This window comes from Streptomyces corynorhini, from assembly GCF_003346515.1.
In the GTDB taxonomy this organism is placed as follows: domain Bacteria; phylum Actinomycetota; class Actinomycetes; order Streptomycetales; family Streptomycetaceae; genus Streptomyces; species Streptomyces corynorhini.
In genome coordinates, this window is sequence record NZ_QQNA01000328.1 from 1 (window position 1) to 15,714 (window position 15,714).

General features: G+C 72.7%; 14 protein-coding genes. 8 read left to right on the top strand and 6 right to left on the bottom strand.

Translation table 11 applies throughout. The annotated features are described in order from the left end of the window. Positions 1-71: 71 nt before the first annotated feature. Complete coding sequence (locus DVH02_RS30930; RefSeq protein WP_114627159.1) at positions 72-491, bottom strand: SsgA family sporulation/cell division regulator; 420 nt, start codon at positions 489-491, stop codon at positions 72-74. Positions 492-698: 207 nt separating this feature from the next. Here DVH02_RS30930 and DVH02_RS30935 point away from each other — a divergent pair, with 207 nt between their 5' ends. Genes DVH02_RS30935 through DVH02_RS30945 form a run of 3 tightly spaced genes read left to right on the top strand, consistent with a single transcriptional unit; the run spans position 699 to position 3,347 of the window. Then, positions 699-1,808 carry an energy-coupling factor ABC transporter permease gene (locus DVH02_RS30935; protein ID WP_114627160.1) on the top strand — a complete coding sequence of 370 codons (1,110 nt, stop codon included), beginning with the start codon at positions 699-701 and terminating at the stop codon, positions 1,806-1,808. A gap of 1 nt (position 1,809) precedes the next feature. Next, the gene (cbiQ, locus tag DVH02_RS30940) at positions 1,810-2,571 is read left to right on the top strand and encodes a cobalt ECF transporter T component CbiQ (RefSeq protein WP_114627161.1); all 762 of its coding nucleotides are present in this window, start codon (positions 1,810-1,812) and stop codon (positions 2,569-2,571) included. Beyond that, the gene (locus tag DVH02_RS30945) at positions 2,568-3,347 is read left to right on the top strand and encodes an energy-coupling factor ABC transporter ATP-binding protein (protein WP_114627162.1); all 780 of its coding nucleotides are present in this window, start codon (positions 2,568-2,570) and stop codon (positions 3,345-3,347) included. Before cbiQ ends, DVH02_RS30945 begins: the two co-directional genes overlap by 4 nt. Positions 3,348-3,414: 67 nt before the next feature. Here DVH02_RS30945 and DVH02_RS30950 read toward each other — a convergent pair whose 3' ends face one another. Then, entirely contained in the window at positions 3,415-4,767 is a 1,353-nt protein-coding gene (locus tag DVH02_RS30950) for a M14 family metallopeptidase (RefSeq protein ID WP_114627163.1), read from the bottom strand. A gap of 170 nt (positions 4,768-4,937) precedes the next feature. Here DVH02_RS30950 and DVH02_RS30955 point away from each other — a divergent pair, with 170 nt between their 5' ends. Both DVH02_RS30955 and DVH02_RS30960 read left to right on the top strand, forming a co-directional pair. Then, positions 4,938-6,215, top strand: a complete 1,278-nt coding sequence (locus DVH02_RS30955; RefSeq protein WP_114627164.1) for a serine hydrolase domain-containing protein — start codon at positions 4,938-4,940, stop codon at positions 6,213-6,215. Next, positions 6,202-7,023 (top strand): SDR family NAD(P)-dependent oxidoreductase, encoded by an 822-nt coding sequence (locus DVH02_RS30960; RefSeq protein WP_114627165.1) that lies wholly within the window; start codon positions 6,202-6,204, stop codon positions 7,021-7,023. Before DVH02_RS30955 ends, DVH02_RS30960 begins: the two co-directional genes overlap by 14 nt. 29 nt (positions 7,024-7,052) lie before the next feature. Here DVH02_RS30960 and DVH02_RS30965 read toward each other — a convergent pair whose 3' ends face one another. From DVH02_RS30965 to DVH02_RS30980, 4 genes are all read right to left on the bottom strand, one after another. Beyond that, positions 7,053-8,189, bottom strand: a complete 1,137-nt coding sequence (locus DVH02_RS30965) for a DUF1259 domain-containing protein (protein ID WP_114627166.1) — start codon at positions 8,187-8,189, stop codon at positions 7,053-7,055. A gap of 77 nt (positions 8,190-8,266) precedes the next feature. Next, on the bottom strand, positions 8,267-9,118 hold the full coding sequence (locus tag DVH02_RS30970; RefSeq protein ID WP_114627167.1) for a DMT family transporter: 852 nt from the start codon (positions 9,116-9,118) through the stop codon (positions 8,267-8,269). A gap of 241 nt (positions 9,119-9,359) precedes the next feature. Further along, positions 9,360-10,997: a penicillin-binding transpeptidase domain-containing protein gene (locus DVH02_RS30975; protein ID WP_114627168.1), complete on the bottom strand. Its 1,638-nt coding sequence runs from the start codon at positions 10,995-10,997 to the stop codon at positions 9,360-9,362. Positions 10,998-11,228: 231 nt separating this feature from the next. After that, complete coding sequence (locus tag DVH02_RS30980; RefSeq protein ID WP_114627169.1) at positions 11,229-12,950, bottom strand: dolichyl-phosphate-mannose--protein mannosyltransferase; 1,722 nt, start codon at positions 12,948-12,950, stop codon at positions 11,229-11,231. 65 nt (positions 12,951-13,015) lie between these two features. Here DVH02_RS30980 and rsmI point away from each other — a divergent pair, with 65 nt between their 5' ends. The 3 genes from rsmI (at position 13,016) to DVH02_RS30995 (ending at position 15,539) form a co-directional block, all read left to right on the top strand. Further along, positions 13,016-13,963, top strand: coding sequence for a 16S rRNA (cytidine(1402)-2'-O)-methyltransferase (rsmI, locus tag DVH02_RS30985; protein ID WP_114627170.1), 948 nt, complete (start codon positions 13,016-13,018; stop codon positions 13,961-13,963). Between the two features lie 140 nt (positions 13,964-14,103). Beyond that, positions 14,104-14,610 carry a hypothetical protein gene (locus DVH02_RS30990; RefSeq protein WP_114627171.1) on the top strand — a complete coding sequence of 169 codons (507 nt, stop codon included), beginning with the start codon at positions 14,104-14,106 and terminating at the stop codon, positions 14,608-14,610. Positions 14,611-14,669: 59 nt separating this feature from the next. After that, positions 14,670-15,539, top strand: a complete 870-nt coding sequence (locus tag DVH02_RS30995) for a TatD family hydrolase (RefSeq protein ID WP_114627172.1) — start codon at positions 14,670-14,672, stop codon at positions 15,537-15,539. Positions 15,540-15,714 lie beyond the last annotated feature (175 nt).

Sequence of the window (15,714 nt, forward strand, 5' to 3'; positions counted from 1 at the left end):
CCGGGGGTCGCGCGCTGCGGGTTGGGGGGCGCGCGCTGCGGGCCGGGGGCCTCGCCAGTCCGTGCCTCGGTTCAGCTCCGGTGCAGCAGCTTGTCCAGCTCGCTCTCCACCTCGATGCCCTGCCGCTCCTCGCCCGCCGCCACCAGCGCGTACGAGTTCCGCAGGAACCGGCGCAGCGGCGCCGAGTCGAACTGCACCACCGCGACCCCGTCGGGCGAGTGGAACTCCAGCACCGTCTGCGCCCGGCCGCACGGCCACACCTGGACGTCGCCGTCGCCCGAGGGCAGCCGCAGCCCCGATTCGAGGAGGTCGCGGGCGAAGGCCCAGACCACTTCGCCGCGCTCACGGTCCAGGGAGACCTCGGGCGGGAAGACGATACGCATGGCCAGCGGATCCGCTCCGTCGTAGCGGAGGGTCACGGAGACGGTCCTGGGGTGGGGGGCGTCGGTGATGAGGCGGGCCTTGGCGGGCTGTTCGACGACGGGTGACATCGAATCGCTCCTCGGCGTATCGGTATACCGAATCTTTTAGTACTTAATCCTACAAACTCTGTCAATTGGGGCGGTCGCGCAACCGCTGCTCCCCCCGCGCACCGGTTCGCATGTCTCTCGCTCTTGCGAACTATTTGCAAGAGGGCTCTACTATCGGACGGTTCACCGCCGCACGGTCCTCGCAGGAATAGGGAGCGGAGCCCCGACATGCATGTGCCCGACGGATTCATCAACGTCCCCGTCTCGGTCGCCACCGGCGCCGTCGCGGCGGGCGCCGTCGCCGTCAGCCTGCGCGGCGCGCGCCGCGAGCTGGACGAGCGCACCGCGCCCCTCGCCGGACTCGTCGCCGCCTTCGTCTTCGCCGTACAGATGCTGAACTTCCCGGTGGCCGCCGGGACGAGCGGCCATCTGCTGGGCGGGGCGCTCGCGGCGATACTCGTCGGCCCGTACACCGGCGTCCTGTGCGTCTCGGTCGTCCTGCTCATGCAGGGCATCCTCTTCGCGGACGGCGGGCTCACCGCGCTCGGTGTGAACATCACCGACATGGCCGTGGTCACCACCGTCGTCGCGTACGCGCTCTTCCGCGGCCTGGTCAAGGTCCTGCCCCGCACCCGCGGCTCCGTCACGGCCGCCTCCTTCGTCGCCGCGCTGGTCTCGGTACCGGCCGCCGCGCTCGCCTTCACCGCGATGTACGCGCTCGGCGGGACCACGGACATCCCGATCGGCAAGGTGCTGGCCGCGATGGTCGGCGTCCATGTGCTGATCGGCGTGGGCGAGGCCGTGATCACGGCGGCGACCGTCGGCGCCGTCCTCGCCGTACGCCCCGACCTGGTGTACGGGGCGCGCGGGCTGAGCGCGCCGCTCAAGCTGCGGGTGGGCGGGGAGCTGGTCGACGCGGCGCCGCGGGAGACGGGGCCGCGGGAGACGGCGGCGGCGGGCCCGGTGGCGGCGGCGGGCCCGGTGGCGGCGCGCTCCACCCGGGCGTTCTGGGCCACCGGGCTGGTCACCGCGCTGATCCTGGCGGGCTTCGTCTCCTTCTACGCCTCGTCCAGCCCCGACGGTCTGGAGAAGGTCGCCGCCGACCAGGGCATCGACGAGAAGACCGAGCCGCACCACACCGACGGCTCCCCGCTGGCCGGCTACGGCGTCAAGGACATCGCCGACGGCCGGGTCTCCGGCGGCCTCGCGGGCGTGATCGGTGTCGGCGTCACCGTCGCCGCGGGCAGCGGGGTCTTCTGGGCGGTGCGCCGCCGGCGCGGCTCCCAGGAGTCCGGCCACGCCGGTCGGTCGGGCCAGGCACCCGCCGGGAGCGCCTGACATGGGCGCGGGCCACGCCCACAAGCTCTACCGGCACGGCCACTCGCCGGTCCACGGGCTGCCCCCGCACTGCAAGCTCGCCGCCGTCTTCTGCTTCGTCGTCGTGGTCGTCTCCACACCGCGCGAGGCCGTATGGGCGTTCGCGCTGTACGGCGCGCTGCTCGCGGCGGTCGCCGCCGTGGCCCGGATCCCGGCCGGGTTCCTGCTGCGGCGGCTGCTGATCGAGGTCCCGTTCGTGGCCTTCGCCGTCCTGATGCCCTTCGTCGTCCCCGGCGAGCAGGTCACGTTCCTCGGCCTGTCGCTCAGCGTCCCCGGCCTGTGGGGCGCCTGGAACGTGCTGGCCAAGGGGACGCTGGGCGTGGCCGCCTCCGTGATCCTCGCCTCCACCACCGAGCTGCGGGCGCTGCTGCTCGGCCTCCAGCGGCTGCGGCTGCCGCCGCTGCTCGTGCAGATCGCGTCCTTCATGATCCGCTACGGCGATGTGATCACCGACGAGATGCGCCGCATGTCGATCGCCCGGCGCTCACGCGGCTTCGAGGCGAGCGGCCCGCGCCACTGGGGCGTGCTGGCGAAGTCGGCGGGCGCGCTGTTCATCCGCTCGTACGAACGCGGTGAGCGGGTGCATCTGGCGATGGTCAGCCGGGGGTACACGGGGACCATGCCCGTCATCGACGAGGTGACGGCGGACCGTACGCAGTGGGCGTACGCGGCGGCCCTCCCCGTATCGGCCCTCGCGGTCTGTCTGCTTGGCTGGACGCTATGACCCCTCCCACCGCGCCGCCCCCGTCGCTGGAAGTGCGCGGGCTCGCGTACGCCTATCCCGACGGCCATCAGGCCCTGTTCGGCGTCGACCTGACCGTCGGCCGCGGCGAGCGGGTGGCGCTGCTCGGACCCAACGGCGCCGGCAAGACCACGCTCGTCCTGCACCTCAACGGCATCCTGACGGCGGGCGCGGGTACGGTCGCCGTCGCCGGGCTGCCGGTCGCGAAGCGGAACCTGGCGGAGATCAGACGCCGGGTCGGCATCGTCTTCCAGGACCCGGACGACCAGCTGTTCATGCCGACCGTACGGGAGGACGTGGCCTTCGGCCCGGCCGCCGCCGGGCTGCGCGGCGCCGAACTGGAGGCGCGGGTCGTCGCCGCGCTGCGGCGGGTCGGCATGGCGCGGTACGCGGACCGGCCGCCGCACCACCTCTCCTTCGGTCAGCGCCGCAGGGTCGCGGTGGCGACCGTCCTGGCGATGGAGCCGGAGATCCTCGTCCTGGACGAGCCCTCGTCCAATCTGGACCCCGCCTCGCGGCGCGAACTCGCCGACATCCTGCGGTCGTTGGACATCACCGTGCTGATGGTCACGCACGATCTGCCGTACGCGCTCGAACTCTGCCCGCGCGCGGTGATCCTCAGCGACGGAGTCATCGTGGCGGACGGGCCCACGGGCGGGCTGCTGGGCGACGAGGAGCTGATGGCGGCCCACCGGCTGGAGCTGCCGTTCGGCTTCGACCCGGGGGCGGTCAGCCGGGCGGCCCGCCCGGCGGTCTGACCTCGGCCGCCCGGCCCCGGCGGCGGTGTGCCGCCGGGGCCGGGGAGTGCGGGGAGCCGATGCGGCGTCAGCAGTACTGCGCCTGCTTGCCGATGGAGCGGTACATGCAGTCCGCGTTCTCCAGCAGTTGCAGCACCGCGTCGCGGTTCCTGCTCGTCTCGCGGCCGATCACCGAGGCGGGCGGGTAGAAACCGCCGGACGAACTCGTCCTCGGATACATCTCGTAGGTGTACGCGAAGATCTTGTGCGTGCCCCACAGCCAGTCGTCGATCGAGCCGTCCGTGATGTAGAGGGCGCTGGACTGCTGGGCCGTGTAGCCGTTGCTGGCCGCCATCTTGCGGCCCACGGTCGCGAAGGCGTCCCGGTCGTCGGCGGTCAGGCCGGCGGCGGTGGTCGCCGTGGTGTAGCCGTACGGCCACATCACCAGCTCGCTGTAGGTGTGGAAGTCGATCGCGGCCTTGATCTGCTGCACGCCGCCGACGACCCGGCCGCGCACGAAGTTCGCCACGACCTTCACCTCGGGAGCGGACTCGGCGGCGCTGCCCCGGTAGGTCTCGGAGGAGGTGGTGCCCGAGGAGCCGCCGCAGCAGCCCCAGCGGTAGGCCCAGTTGCGGTTGAGGTCCGTACCGACGGCGGTGGAGCCGGAGTTGGGCTGACGGTTCTTGCGCCAGCCGCGGTAGGAACCGGTGGCGATGTCGTACTCGCCGCCGTCCGGGTTCAGATCCGGGATGATCCAGATCTCGCGGGTGTCGAGCAGGGTGGTGATCCGCGCGTCGGTGCCGTAGCCGGAGGTCAGCTCCTTGAGCAGATACAGCGCCATCTCCACGGTGAGGTGCTCACGCGCGTGCTGATGGTGGGTGAAGAGGACTTCGGGCTCGTTCTCGTCGACCGCCACATTGCGGCTGATCTTGATGGCGACGATGTTCCGGCCCTCGTACGAGGTACCGATGACGCGCTGGCTCGCGAGGGTCGGATGGGCCGCGACGACCGAGTTGATCTCGGCCGTCATCCTGGCGTAGTTGTGGTACGCCGAGTCGCCGGGCGGGAAGTCGTACGGTGTGACCACGCCGTCCCCCGCGCGGTCGGGCACCGCGTCCAGGGCCGTGGGCTCGTAGCCGAGCGCGCGCAACTCCGCCAGCTGGCCGGGGCCCGCCGAGACGACCACGCGCTCGCTGTCGGACTCGTCGACGCTCACGCCGGTCCTGGCGAGCGCGGTGCGCGTCGCGGACGTGGCGTGCAGCTGGATCTCGTACTGGCGGGTGTCCCGCTCACCCACGGCCGTGGTGGCGCCCGGCCGTGGGGGACCGGCCGCGGCGGTGGTGGCGGTGGCGGCGAGGCCGAGGGTGAGGAGCAGTGCCGCGGCCAGGGTCGCGGGCCGACGGCGGCCGATGCCGCCGATTCCGCGTAATCGCGTGCGCATGAGACCTCCAGGGGGTGTGGAGTGGCGGGGTCATCCTGAGGGCATGGCATGCTCCGGTCAAGAGTGCGATCCGGTCGGGGCGGCCCGGCCGGTGGGCCGACGGGGATGCTGCACCATAGAGGGGGGCCGCGCCGCCGGGGCGGGGCGGGACGACGGGCAGGTGTGCGGGCGTGGACGTCCAGGGCACGGTGGCGGCGGGCTTCGAGCCGGTCAGGGACGCTTTCGTACGGAACTTCGACCGGCTGGGCGAACAGGGCGCGGCCGTCGCCGTCTACCGGGACGGCCACAAGGTCGTGGACCTCTGGGCGGGCACCCGCGATGTGACACCGACAGCCCCGACAGCCCCGACAGCCCCGACAGCCCCGACAGCTCCGGCTGCCGCCGCCGCGGCGGGGGCGGACCGGGCCTCGGCCGCGGCTGCCGGTGACGCGGCGCCCTGGGCGCTGGACACGGCGCAGGTCGTCCGCTCGGCCACCAAGGGCGTGGCCGCCGCCGTACCGCTGCTGCTGCACCAGCGCGGCCAGATCGACCTGGACGCGCCGGTCGGCACGTACTGGCCCGAGTTCAAGGCCGCGGGCAAGGAACGGGTGCTCGTACGGCATCTGCTGTCCCACCGCGCGGGCGTGCCCGTCCTGGACCGGCCGCTCACCCCCGCGCAGGCGCTCGACGGCGAGTCCGGCGCGGCGGCGCTGGCCGCGCAGAGCCCCGTGTGGGAGCCGGGCACCGACCACGGCTACCACGCGCACACCTACAGCTGGCTGATGTCCGAGCTGGTCAGACGAGTGACGGGCCGGTCCGTCGGACGGTGGATCGCCGAGGAGATCGCCCGTCCGCTGGGCCTCGACTTCTGGGTCGGGCTGCCCGCCGAGGAGGCCCACCGGGTGGGCAGGATCGGCTCGGTGGAGGAGCCCACGGCCGTCGGGAGCGCGCTCAGGCTGCGGCCCAAGCGGTCCGTCTCGGCGGCGTACGGGGACCCCGAGTCGCTGACGCGGCGGGCCTTCGCCGTCGTCGAACCGCTGCCGGACGAGAACGACCCCGCCTACCGCGCCGCCGAACTCCCCGCCTCCGGCGGCATCTCGACCGCCCGCGCGCTGGCCCGCTGCTACGCGGCGATGATCGGCCCGGTCGACGGCCACCGCCTCTTCGCGCCCGCGACGCTCACCCTGGCCCGTACGGAGGAGTCGGCGGGCCCCGACCGCGTCCTGGTCGTCAGCACCCGCTTCGGCCTCGGCTTCATGCTGCACGGCCCGGCGGCGCCGCTGCTGGGCCCCGGCTCCTTCGGCCACCCGGGACGCGGCGGCTCGCTCGGCTTCGCGGACCCGGAGTCGGGGATCGCGCTGGGGTACGTGACCAACGGGATGCGCAAGGGCGTCACGGCCGATCCGCGCGCCCAGGCCCTGGTGCGGGCGGTGAAGGCGGCGACATCATCGCCGGATGAAACCCACTGACGAACGGTCCCACGAGAGCACCGACGCGCGCACAGGCCGCCGACTCGACGGCTACGGCGTGCTGATCACCGGAGCCGGACGCGGCATAGGCGCGGCGACCGCCCGGCGGCTGACGGCCGAGGGCGCCCGCGTCCTGGTCACGGACCGGGACGCGGACCGGGCGGCGGCCACGGCCGAAACCCTCCCGGGCGCCCGGTCGTTCGGCTGCGACGTGGCCGACCGGGCCTCGGTCGAGGCGGCGGTGGCGTACGCCGTCGAGCACGTCGGCTCCCTCGACGTCCTCGTCAACAACGCCCACTCCTGCACACCGGACGCCCCGCTGTTCGAGGACGAGCCCGACGAGGACTGGGCGCTGGACCTCGACATCACCCTCACCGGCGCCTTCCGCTGCGCCCGCGCGGCCCTACCACATCTGGTGGCGTCGGGCCGCGGTTCGATCGTGATGATCGGCTCGGTCAACGGCGCGCGGGACTTCGGCAACCACGCCTACAGCGCCGCCAAGGCGGGCCTCGCCGGTCTCACCCGTACCCTCTCGGGCCACGCGGCCCCGCGCGGCGTCCGCGTCAACCTGATCGAGCCCGGCACCATCCACACCCCCGCCTGGGCGGGGCGCGAGGCGGTACTGGACCGCGCGGCGGCCCTCTACCCGCTGGGCCGGGTGTGCACGCCGGACGACATCGCCTCGGCGGTCGCCTTCCTGGCGTCGGCGGACGCCTCCTGGATCACGGGTGTCACGCTGCCGGTGGACGGCGGGATCCTGGCGAGCGACGTGGGGCTGCGGCGGGCGTTCAGGGGCGCGGAACTGTAGCGGCGGGGCCGTGGCCGTACCCCACCGCGTCACGGGCCGACGCGTTCGCTCCCCCCGGTCATCGACACCGGCGCCACGTTGGTGGCGTCCACCGCCGGGCGCAGCGCGCGGGCCAGCCTGACGGCGTCGTCCACGGCCCAGAAGTGGGCGAAGAACAGGCGTGGTTCCTCGGTGAGGCCGTGGTTGTGCAGCTCCACGAGTTCGATCCCGCCCCGCCGCAGCGTGCTCAGCACCGGCTGGACCTCGTCCGCGACCATGGCGAAGTCCCCGTTGACGGCGGCCCGGCCACCGCCCAGCGGCTGGAAGTTGAAGGCCGAGGTCGCCGCCAGCCCCCGGGGCAGCGCCCTGCCGTCGTGGATCACGGTCTCGCGGCGGGCGAACACGGACTTGTAGATCCCGCCGTCGTTGGAGCCCGCCACCCCGAGCGCGGCCTCCATGCCCGCCAGGTCCAGATCGAGGGGCGGCGGCGGTCCCGGTTCCATGGCGGGCGGGCTCGCGGTGCGGCCGATGGCGGCCCGCAGCCCGCGCGCCAGCGGTACCGGGTCCGTGCCGTGGGCGTGGATGTGGATCCACCAGACATCGGGGGTGTGGGCGAGGAGATGCTTGTGGAGCGCGGTCACCTCGATGCCGTGCTGGAAGAGCGAGTCGGTCACCCGCTGCAGTTCGCCCTCGGTGACGTTGAGATCGCCCATGGCGGAGACGGTGCCGTCGGCGTACCGGACGAACGCCATGTGCGACCCGAGGGCGAGCCCCGGCGACACGGTGACGCCCCGGGTGACCACGTGCAGATCCCCGCGCGGGAAGCGCGTGTGGTAGAAGAGCCCGCGCACCAGACTGCCGGACCGCCCCAGCGCCCGCGCGACCCCCTTCCAGTCCGCCACCGTGGTCGGCACCGGCTGCACCGGCCCGCCCGGCGCGGCGTCTTCCGCCGCCCTTGCGCCTGCGCCTGCCCCGGCCTCGGGCGCGGGTCCTGACCGGGCACGGGCGGTGCCCACCCCGACCCCGGTCAGGACGGGCGCCAGCAGGGGCGCGAGCGCGGCGGCGGCGAGCAGCCGTCTGCGCGGGGTCGTCCCGCGCCGGCCCGTCCGCTTGTCCGGCGCGGGCGGATCGACGGGACCGCCCTGAGGGAGCGAGGGGAGAGCCTTATCTTGTGATTCTCTTTTCATCACACTTACACCTCCGGGGCGGATGAAAGCATGACCGACCGGAGGAAACGCGACCCACGCTCCCGCGCCGCGCCCGCTCAACTCGTGTGGAGCATGAGCCCGATCCCCACCACCATCAGCCCCGCCGCCGCGATCCTGGGCGTCCCGAAGCGCTCCTTGAAGAAGACGGTCCCTATCGCGGCGCCCACGATGATCGACGACTCGCGCAGCGCGGCGATCGGCGCGAGAGGCGCCCGGGTCTGTGCCCACAGGACCAGGCCGTACGCGAACATCGAGAGGGCCGCGCCGAGCAGACCCAGCGTCAGATGGGGGCGCAGCTGGCCGAGGAGCCTGCCGCGGCGGGAGTGGAGGGCGTACGCGGGGATCAGGACGCCCTCCAGGATCATCAGCCAGGCGAGGTAGCCGAGCGCCGAGCCCGAGTTCCGTACGCCCACGCCGTCCACCACCGTGTACGCGGCGATCGAGAGCCCCGTCGCCACGGCCGCCGAGACCGCGGGCCCGCGCGGGGCCGTCGCGGCGCCTCTGATGCCCCACAGGGCCAGCGCGAGCAGCCCCACCGAGGCCACGGCGACCCCCGCCAGCTGCCAGGCGTCGAGCGACTCGCCGATCAGTACGGCGGCCACGATGGTCACCACCAGGGGCGCGGTGCCCCGGGCGATGGGATACATCTGGCCGAAGTCACCGAGGCTGAAGGAGCGCATCAGCAGCAGCTGGTAGCCCACGTGCAGCACTCCGGAGACCGCCAGATACGGCCAGGCGGCCGCGGCGGGCAGTGGCGCGAAACAGGCGATGACCGCGCCGATCACCGCGGCGCCGCCGCCGATCAGCGTGAACGCGGCCAGCTTGTCGTGGATGGTGTGCGCGATCGCGTTCCAAGCGGCGTGCGTCACGGCGGCGACGAGCACCGCGACGGCCACGAGCGGGGTCACGCCCGCGACTCGCGCGGGGCTCCGTCAGGACGTGGGCGCAGGGCGTGGGGGCGGCCGGCCGCCGGATCCGAAGTGGTCATGGCTCCGTACGCTAGCGCGGCCCGAACCGCCCGGACCAGGGGGTTTCACCCGCCCCGGGGCCGGACGCGCCGGTTTCGGACGTTCCCTCGGCCCGCCGCGCCGCGCCGCGACCCCGCTCCCGTGCCGGGCCCCGCGCCCCGAGCCGCGCCCGCGAAGGTGCTCAGCCCGCGCCCAGCACCGCCGCGACCACCGGGCCCGCCGCGTCGCCGCCGTGGCCGCCGGCCTGGACGACCGCCGCCGCCGCGAGGTCGTCGCGGTAGCCGGCGAACCAGCTGTTCGACGTTTCCTGACCGTCGACCTCGGCCGAGCCGGTCTTCGCGCCCTTGTCGCCGCCGAGGCCGGACATCGCCTTGGCCCCCGTACCGCTGGTCGCCGTGATCGCCATCATCCGGCGCAGCTGCTGCGCCACACCCGGCGGGAGCGGGCGGGCGGCCGTGGCGATCTCGCGGTCGTCCAGGAAGGCGGGGACGATGACGGGCTGTTTGAAGCCGCCGTTCTTGACGGTCGCGGTGATCGACGCCATGTTGAGCACGTTCATCTGCACCGTGCCCTGCCCGATGTACTGGGCCGCCGCCTCGCCGCCCTGGGCGGCGGGCACGCTGCCGTCGGAGGTCGGGATCCCGGCCTTCCAGTTGTCGAGACCGATCCCGAAGACCTCCTCGGTCTCCGTCTTCAACGCGGAGTCGTCGTTCACGTCGTCGATCAGTTTGATGAAGGCGGTGTTGCAGGAGCGCGCGAAGCTCTCCGAGAACGGCCTGTTGTCGAGCGAGAACTTGTCCAGGTTCTGGAAGGTACGGCCCATGTACATCGCGGTGGGCGGACACTCGGTCGGCTTGTCCGCCGCCGCGAGGCCCTTCTCCATCAGCATCGCGGCGGTCACGATCTTCATCGTGGAGCCGGGCGCCTGCTTGCCGAGCATCGCCGCGTTGAAGCCGTCCGAGCGGTTGTTGGCGATGGCCAGGATCTCGCCCGTACTCGGCTGGACGGCCGCGACCGACGCCTCGCTGAACTGCTTCACCGACCGCTCGGCGGCTGCCTGGACGTTCGCGTCCAGGGTGGTCGTCAGCTTGCCGGGGGTGCCCTTGGAGAGCGTGAGCAGCGTCTCGGCCGCCGGGTTGGACGCGCCCTCGCCGTCGCCGCGCAGCGCCAGCTCGATACCGGACGAGCCGCCCGCCTTCTCGCCGTACCGCTCGCGCAGTTCGTTCAGGATCGGCCCCAGCGACGGGTACTTCTCCTTCGTCAGCTCGACACCGTTGCGGTCCACGGCCTCGATCTGCGGGGCCGAAGCCTCGCCCGTGACCAGCTGGTTGGTCTTCGTCAGCTTCGGGTGGATCACGGAGGGGGCCCAGGCGACCAGCGGGCGTCCCGTGCTCTGCCCGCGCACCACCGTCAGCTCCGAGCTGTACGACCACGGCGCGCTCTTGCCGCCGAACTCGACGGTGGCCTTCACCTCGAAGGGGACCTTCGTACCGACGGCGACGCCCGGAGTGATCACCGCGTCGGTGACATGGGCCTGATCGCGGTATCCGTCGATGACGCTCGCCGCCGCGGCGGCGTCGTTGGTCAGCTGGGCCAGGGTCGCGCCGTCGTCGCCCTTCGCCCATCCGGCGAGGAAGTCCTTCGCGGCCTGGTCGATCTCCTCGGCGCTCAGCGGCCCGGTCTTCACCTCGTGCTTCGCGGAGACGCTGCCACTGCCCCCGGTGAGATTCCCGTACGTCGCGTACGCGCCGTAGCCGACGCCGCCGGCGACCACCAGGAAAACTCCGCCTATGACGGCTGTCTTCGCTCCACTGCGCATGAGTGCGGTACCCCTCCCCAGGAGCCTCCTTGATCACCTGTGCCATGTTCAAGGAACGTTCGTGCCGCACTCTACGGGACCACCGTGGTGAGGGGGGCGAGAGTTATCGGACCGAGAGTTATCCGACAGAGGGCTGTCCCACGGGACTTGGCGGAGCCGGACCGGCTCCGCCCGTACACGAGGCCCCGTCAGCCGTGTCAGCCCCGTCCGCCCCTCCGCCGGTCCCGTCCCTCACACCCAGGTGTCCAGCCACATCCGGGAGCGCCACGAGTCGATCGGGATCGCCGTCCCCGTGTACAGCGGCCAGAAGTAGATGAAGTTCCACACGATCAGCAGCACCAGCACCCCCGCCCCGACGGCGCCGATCGTCCTGCGCCGTTCGTCGGACCCCGGTGGCCCCACGATCGCGCCGATCAGCATCGCCACCGCCAGACAGAGGAACGGTACGAAGACGACCGCGTAGAACAGGAAGATCGTCCGCTCCTGGTACAGGAACCACGGCCCCCACCCCGCCGCCACCGCGCACGCGATCGCTCCCGCGCGCCAGTCGCGGCGGAAGAACCAGCGCCACAGCACGTAACAGAGCGCGAACACCGCCGTCCACCACAGCAGCGGCGTGCCGATCGCCAGCACCTCGCGGGCGCACTTGCCGGCCGTCGACGCCGGGCAGCCGTCCGTGCCGGCCGCCGGGTCCTCGTAGAAGTACGAGACCGGGCGGCCCAGCACGATCCAGCTCCACGGGTTCGACTGGTAGGTGTGGCCCGACGTCAGATTGACGTGGAAGTCGTAGACCTCGTTCTCGTAGTGCCACAGACTGCGCAGCCAGTCCGGCAGCCAGGTGGAGGAGCCCCCCTGGCCCGCCGTCGCCGCCCAGTTCCTGAAGTACCCCTTGTCGGTGACGATCCAGCCGGTCCAGGAGGCGACGTACGTGCCGATCGCGACCGGGACCGTCGAGAAGAAGGCCGGCACGATGTCCCGCTTGAGGACGCTCGCATACGGCGCCCGCGCCCCCGCGACCCGGCGGGCGCCCACGTCCCAGAGCACCGCCATGACCGCGAAGGCGGCCAGGATGTAGAGGCCGTTCCACTTCGTCGCGAACGCCAGCCCGAGCATCACCCCGGCGGCGATCCGCCAGGGCCGCCAGCCGAGCCGCAGCCGGTCCGCGACCTCGGCGTCCGGGCGCAGCACGCCCTCGTCGTCCACCGGCAGCGCCGCCGCCAGTCCGCGCCTGGCCCGGTCGCGGTCGATCAGCAGGCAGCCGAACGCGGCCAGCACGAAGAAGGACAGCACCAGGTCGAGCAGCGCGGTCCGGCTCATCACGAAGTGCAGCCCGTCCACGGCCAGCAGCCCGCCCGCCAGACACCCCAGGAACGTCGACCGGAACAGCCGCCGCCCGATCCGGCACAGCATCAGCACCGACAGCGTGCCGAGCACCGCCACCATGAAGCGCCAGCCGAAGGGGTTGAACCCGAAGAGGTACTCGCCGAGCCCGATCACCCACTTGCCCACCGGCGGATGGACGACATAGCCGGGGTCGGTCGGCACCGGCACCGAGGAGGGATCCTTCAGGATCGACTTGTCGATGTCCTTGGGCCAGCTGCCCTCGTACCCCTGGTTGATGAGCGCCCAGGCGTCCTTCGCGTAATACGTCTCGTCGAATATCACCGCCTTGGGGCTGCCCAGGTGCCAGAACCGCAGCACCCCGGCGACCAGCGCCACGAGCAGCGGCCCGCCCCACGCCGACCAGCGGACGATGCGGTCCGCGAGGGCCGGGGAGATCCCGAGGACGGCCCACAGCCGCTCCGAGGGGCGGGTGTACGGCGGCACGAGCCGCTCGCGCAGCCCCGTCACCTGCCGTGGCGAATGGCCGAATCGGCGCAGCCGCCGCGGCCAGGAGGGCGGCGGGTCCTCGGCGTCGTGCCCCTGGAGGGCTGAGGGTGCGGTACTGGTCACCGCGCCATCGTAGGGAACGCCGCTGTGCGAGGGGCGCGTCCCGCCCTGCGAGGATGGCGGATGTGATGGAAACGCACGGAACGCACGCGACCCACAAGCCGCACGGGGCACACGGCACTCCCGCCACTCCCGGCACGCTCGTCCTCGCCGGGACGCCCATCGGCGACGTCACGGACGCGCCGCCGCGGCTCTCCGCCGAGCTGGAGACGGCGGACGTGATCGCCGCCGAGGACACCCGGCGGCTGCGCCGCCTCACCCAGGCGCTCGGGGTGCGCACCCGTGGCCGGATCGTGTCGTACTTCGAGGGCAACGAGAGCGCCCGGACGCCGGAGCTGGTCGACGCGCTGGTGGACGGGGCGCGGGTGCTGCTCGTCACGGACGCGGGCATGCCCTCGGTCTCGGACCCCGGCTACCGGCTGGTGGCGGCGGCGGTCGAGCGGGACATCAGGGTGACGGCGGTGCCGGGGCCCTCCGCGGTACTGACCGCGCTGGCGCTGTCCGGGCTGCCCGTGGACCGCTTCTGTTTCGAGGGCTTCCTGCCGCGCAAGGCGGGCGAGCGGCTCGGCCGGCTGCGCGAGGCCGCCGCCGAGCGGCGCACGCTCGTCTACTTCGAGGCGCCGCACCGGCTGGACGACACCCTCGCCGCGATGGCCGAGGTCTTCGGCGCGGACCGCAGGGCCGCCGTCTGCCGCGAGCTGACCAAGACGTACGAGGAGGTCAGGCGCGGCGGCCTGGGCGAGCTGGCCGACTGGGCGGCGCAGGGCGTACGGGGCGAGATCACCGTCGTCGTCGAGGGCGCGCCCGAACCCGACCCGGGCGAGCTGGACGCCGAGGAGCTGGTGCGGCGGGTACGGGACCGGGAGGAGGCGGGGGAGCGGCGCAAGGAGGCGATCGCCTCGGTCGCCGCCGAGACCGGCGTGCCCAAGCGCGAGGTGTTCGACGCCGTGGTGGCGGCGAAGAACGCGGCGCGGGCGGCGGGGACGAGCCCCTCGGCGGGCAAAGGACTATCGTGAAATGTAAAGCGCAGACCGCGTGCCGGGCCTTGTCCCGGGCCTTTGTGGCATGAGAAGGCCAAGACCACTCCATTAATCGACAGCGATGATGCGCTCCACGCCTTCGAAGGCGTCCACTGGACCAGTGGAGAGGAGCTGGCATGAGTGAGATCACGGGCACCGCCGTCGCCCACGAGGCATATGCCTTTTGCTGCATGCGCTGCGGACACGGCTGGGAGCAGTCCTACGACATAGAGCACTATGTCGACGGCTCGGGCCAGAATGTTGTCGTATACAAGTCGGACGGGATACGGGTTCCTTCCCCGCTGTCCAGCCCCAGTTGCGGGAATTGCGGCGGCCACGTCGTCCGCATCATGCGGTCCGGCCAGGTGTCGTCCGTCCAGGCGCTGATGACCGAACACCACCACCCGGCGAGGACGTCCCGGGCGGCGAAGAAGGCGGCGGAGGCGAAGGCAGCGGAGACCGCCGGGGCCGAGACCGCCGGGGCCGAGACCGCCGGGGCCGAGACCGCCGGGGCCGAGGCGGCGGCGCGGGACGCACGGCCGGACGGGGGGATATCCGACGGCCCCGACGACGCGGACCACACGCACCACCACTGGCACCTCGCCGATCTGCTGCACCCGTTCCAGCACCACCACCGCCCGTGAGCGCGTGAGGACATGAGCGCATGGCCGCCGGTCCCGCGGCTCTCGTAGGATCGGTCCCCATGAGTGCGAAGCAAGCTCCGCCGCCGCTGCCCGAGCCCCTCAGGGTGGCGGTCGCGGACGCGCACACCCACCTGGACATGCAGGACAGCACGGTCGCGGAGGCACTGGAGAGCGCCGCCGCGGTCGGTGTGACGACGGCGGTCCAGGTGGGGTGCGACCTCAAGGGATCGCGCTGGGCCGCCGAGACGGCCGAGGCGTACGAGAACGTGCACGCGACCGTCGCCCTGCACCCCAACGAGGCCCCCCGCATCGTCCACGGCGACCCCGACGGCTGGTCGCGTCAGGGCGCGCGCGGGGCGGGCGGCGACGCCGCGCTGGACGACGCGCTCGCCGAGATCGACCGGCTGGCCGCCCTGCCCCAGGTACGGGGCGTCGGGGAGACGGGGCTCGACCACTTCAGGACCGGACCCGAGGGCGTGGCCGCCCAGGAGCGCTCCTTCCGCGCCCATATCGAGATCGCCAAGCGCCACGGCAAGGCGCTCGTGATCCACGACCGCGAGGCGCACGCCGATGTTCTGCGTATTCTCACCGAGGAAGGCGCACCGGAGCGTACGGTATTCCATTGTTATTCCGGCGACGCGGAAATGGCCCGGATCTGTGCGAGCGCCGGGTATTACATGTCGTTCGCCGGTAATGTCACCTTCAAGAATGCTCAACCGTTGCGTGATGCGCTCAAAATAGCGCCACTGGGGCTCATTCTCGTCGAGACGGATGCTCCTTTTCTCACTCCGGCGCCTTATCGCGGGCGGCCGAATGCGCCCTACCTCATTCCGGTCACGCTGCGTGCCATGGCGGAAGTGCGCGGAATCGACGAGGACGCGATGGCGGAGGCGATCGCCCGGAACACGGCGCTGGCGTTCGGCTACTGACCTGCGGCCCGTGTGCGAAGCCGGGGCCCGCGTACACCCGGGGCCCGCGTAGACCCGGGGGCCGCGTACAACCGGGGTCCGTCCCCGCCCCGGGGCCCGCGTACACCCGGTCCTGGGCCCGGCTCGGTGTCGGTGTCGGCGTCCGACGGCCGACGGCCGTCGGACGCCGACACCG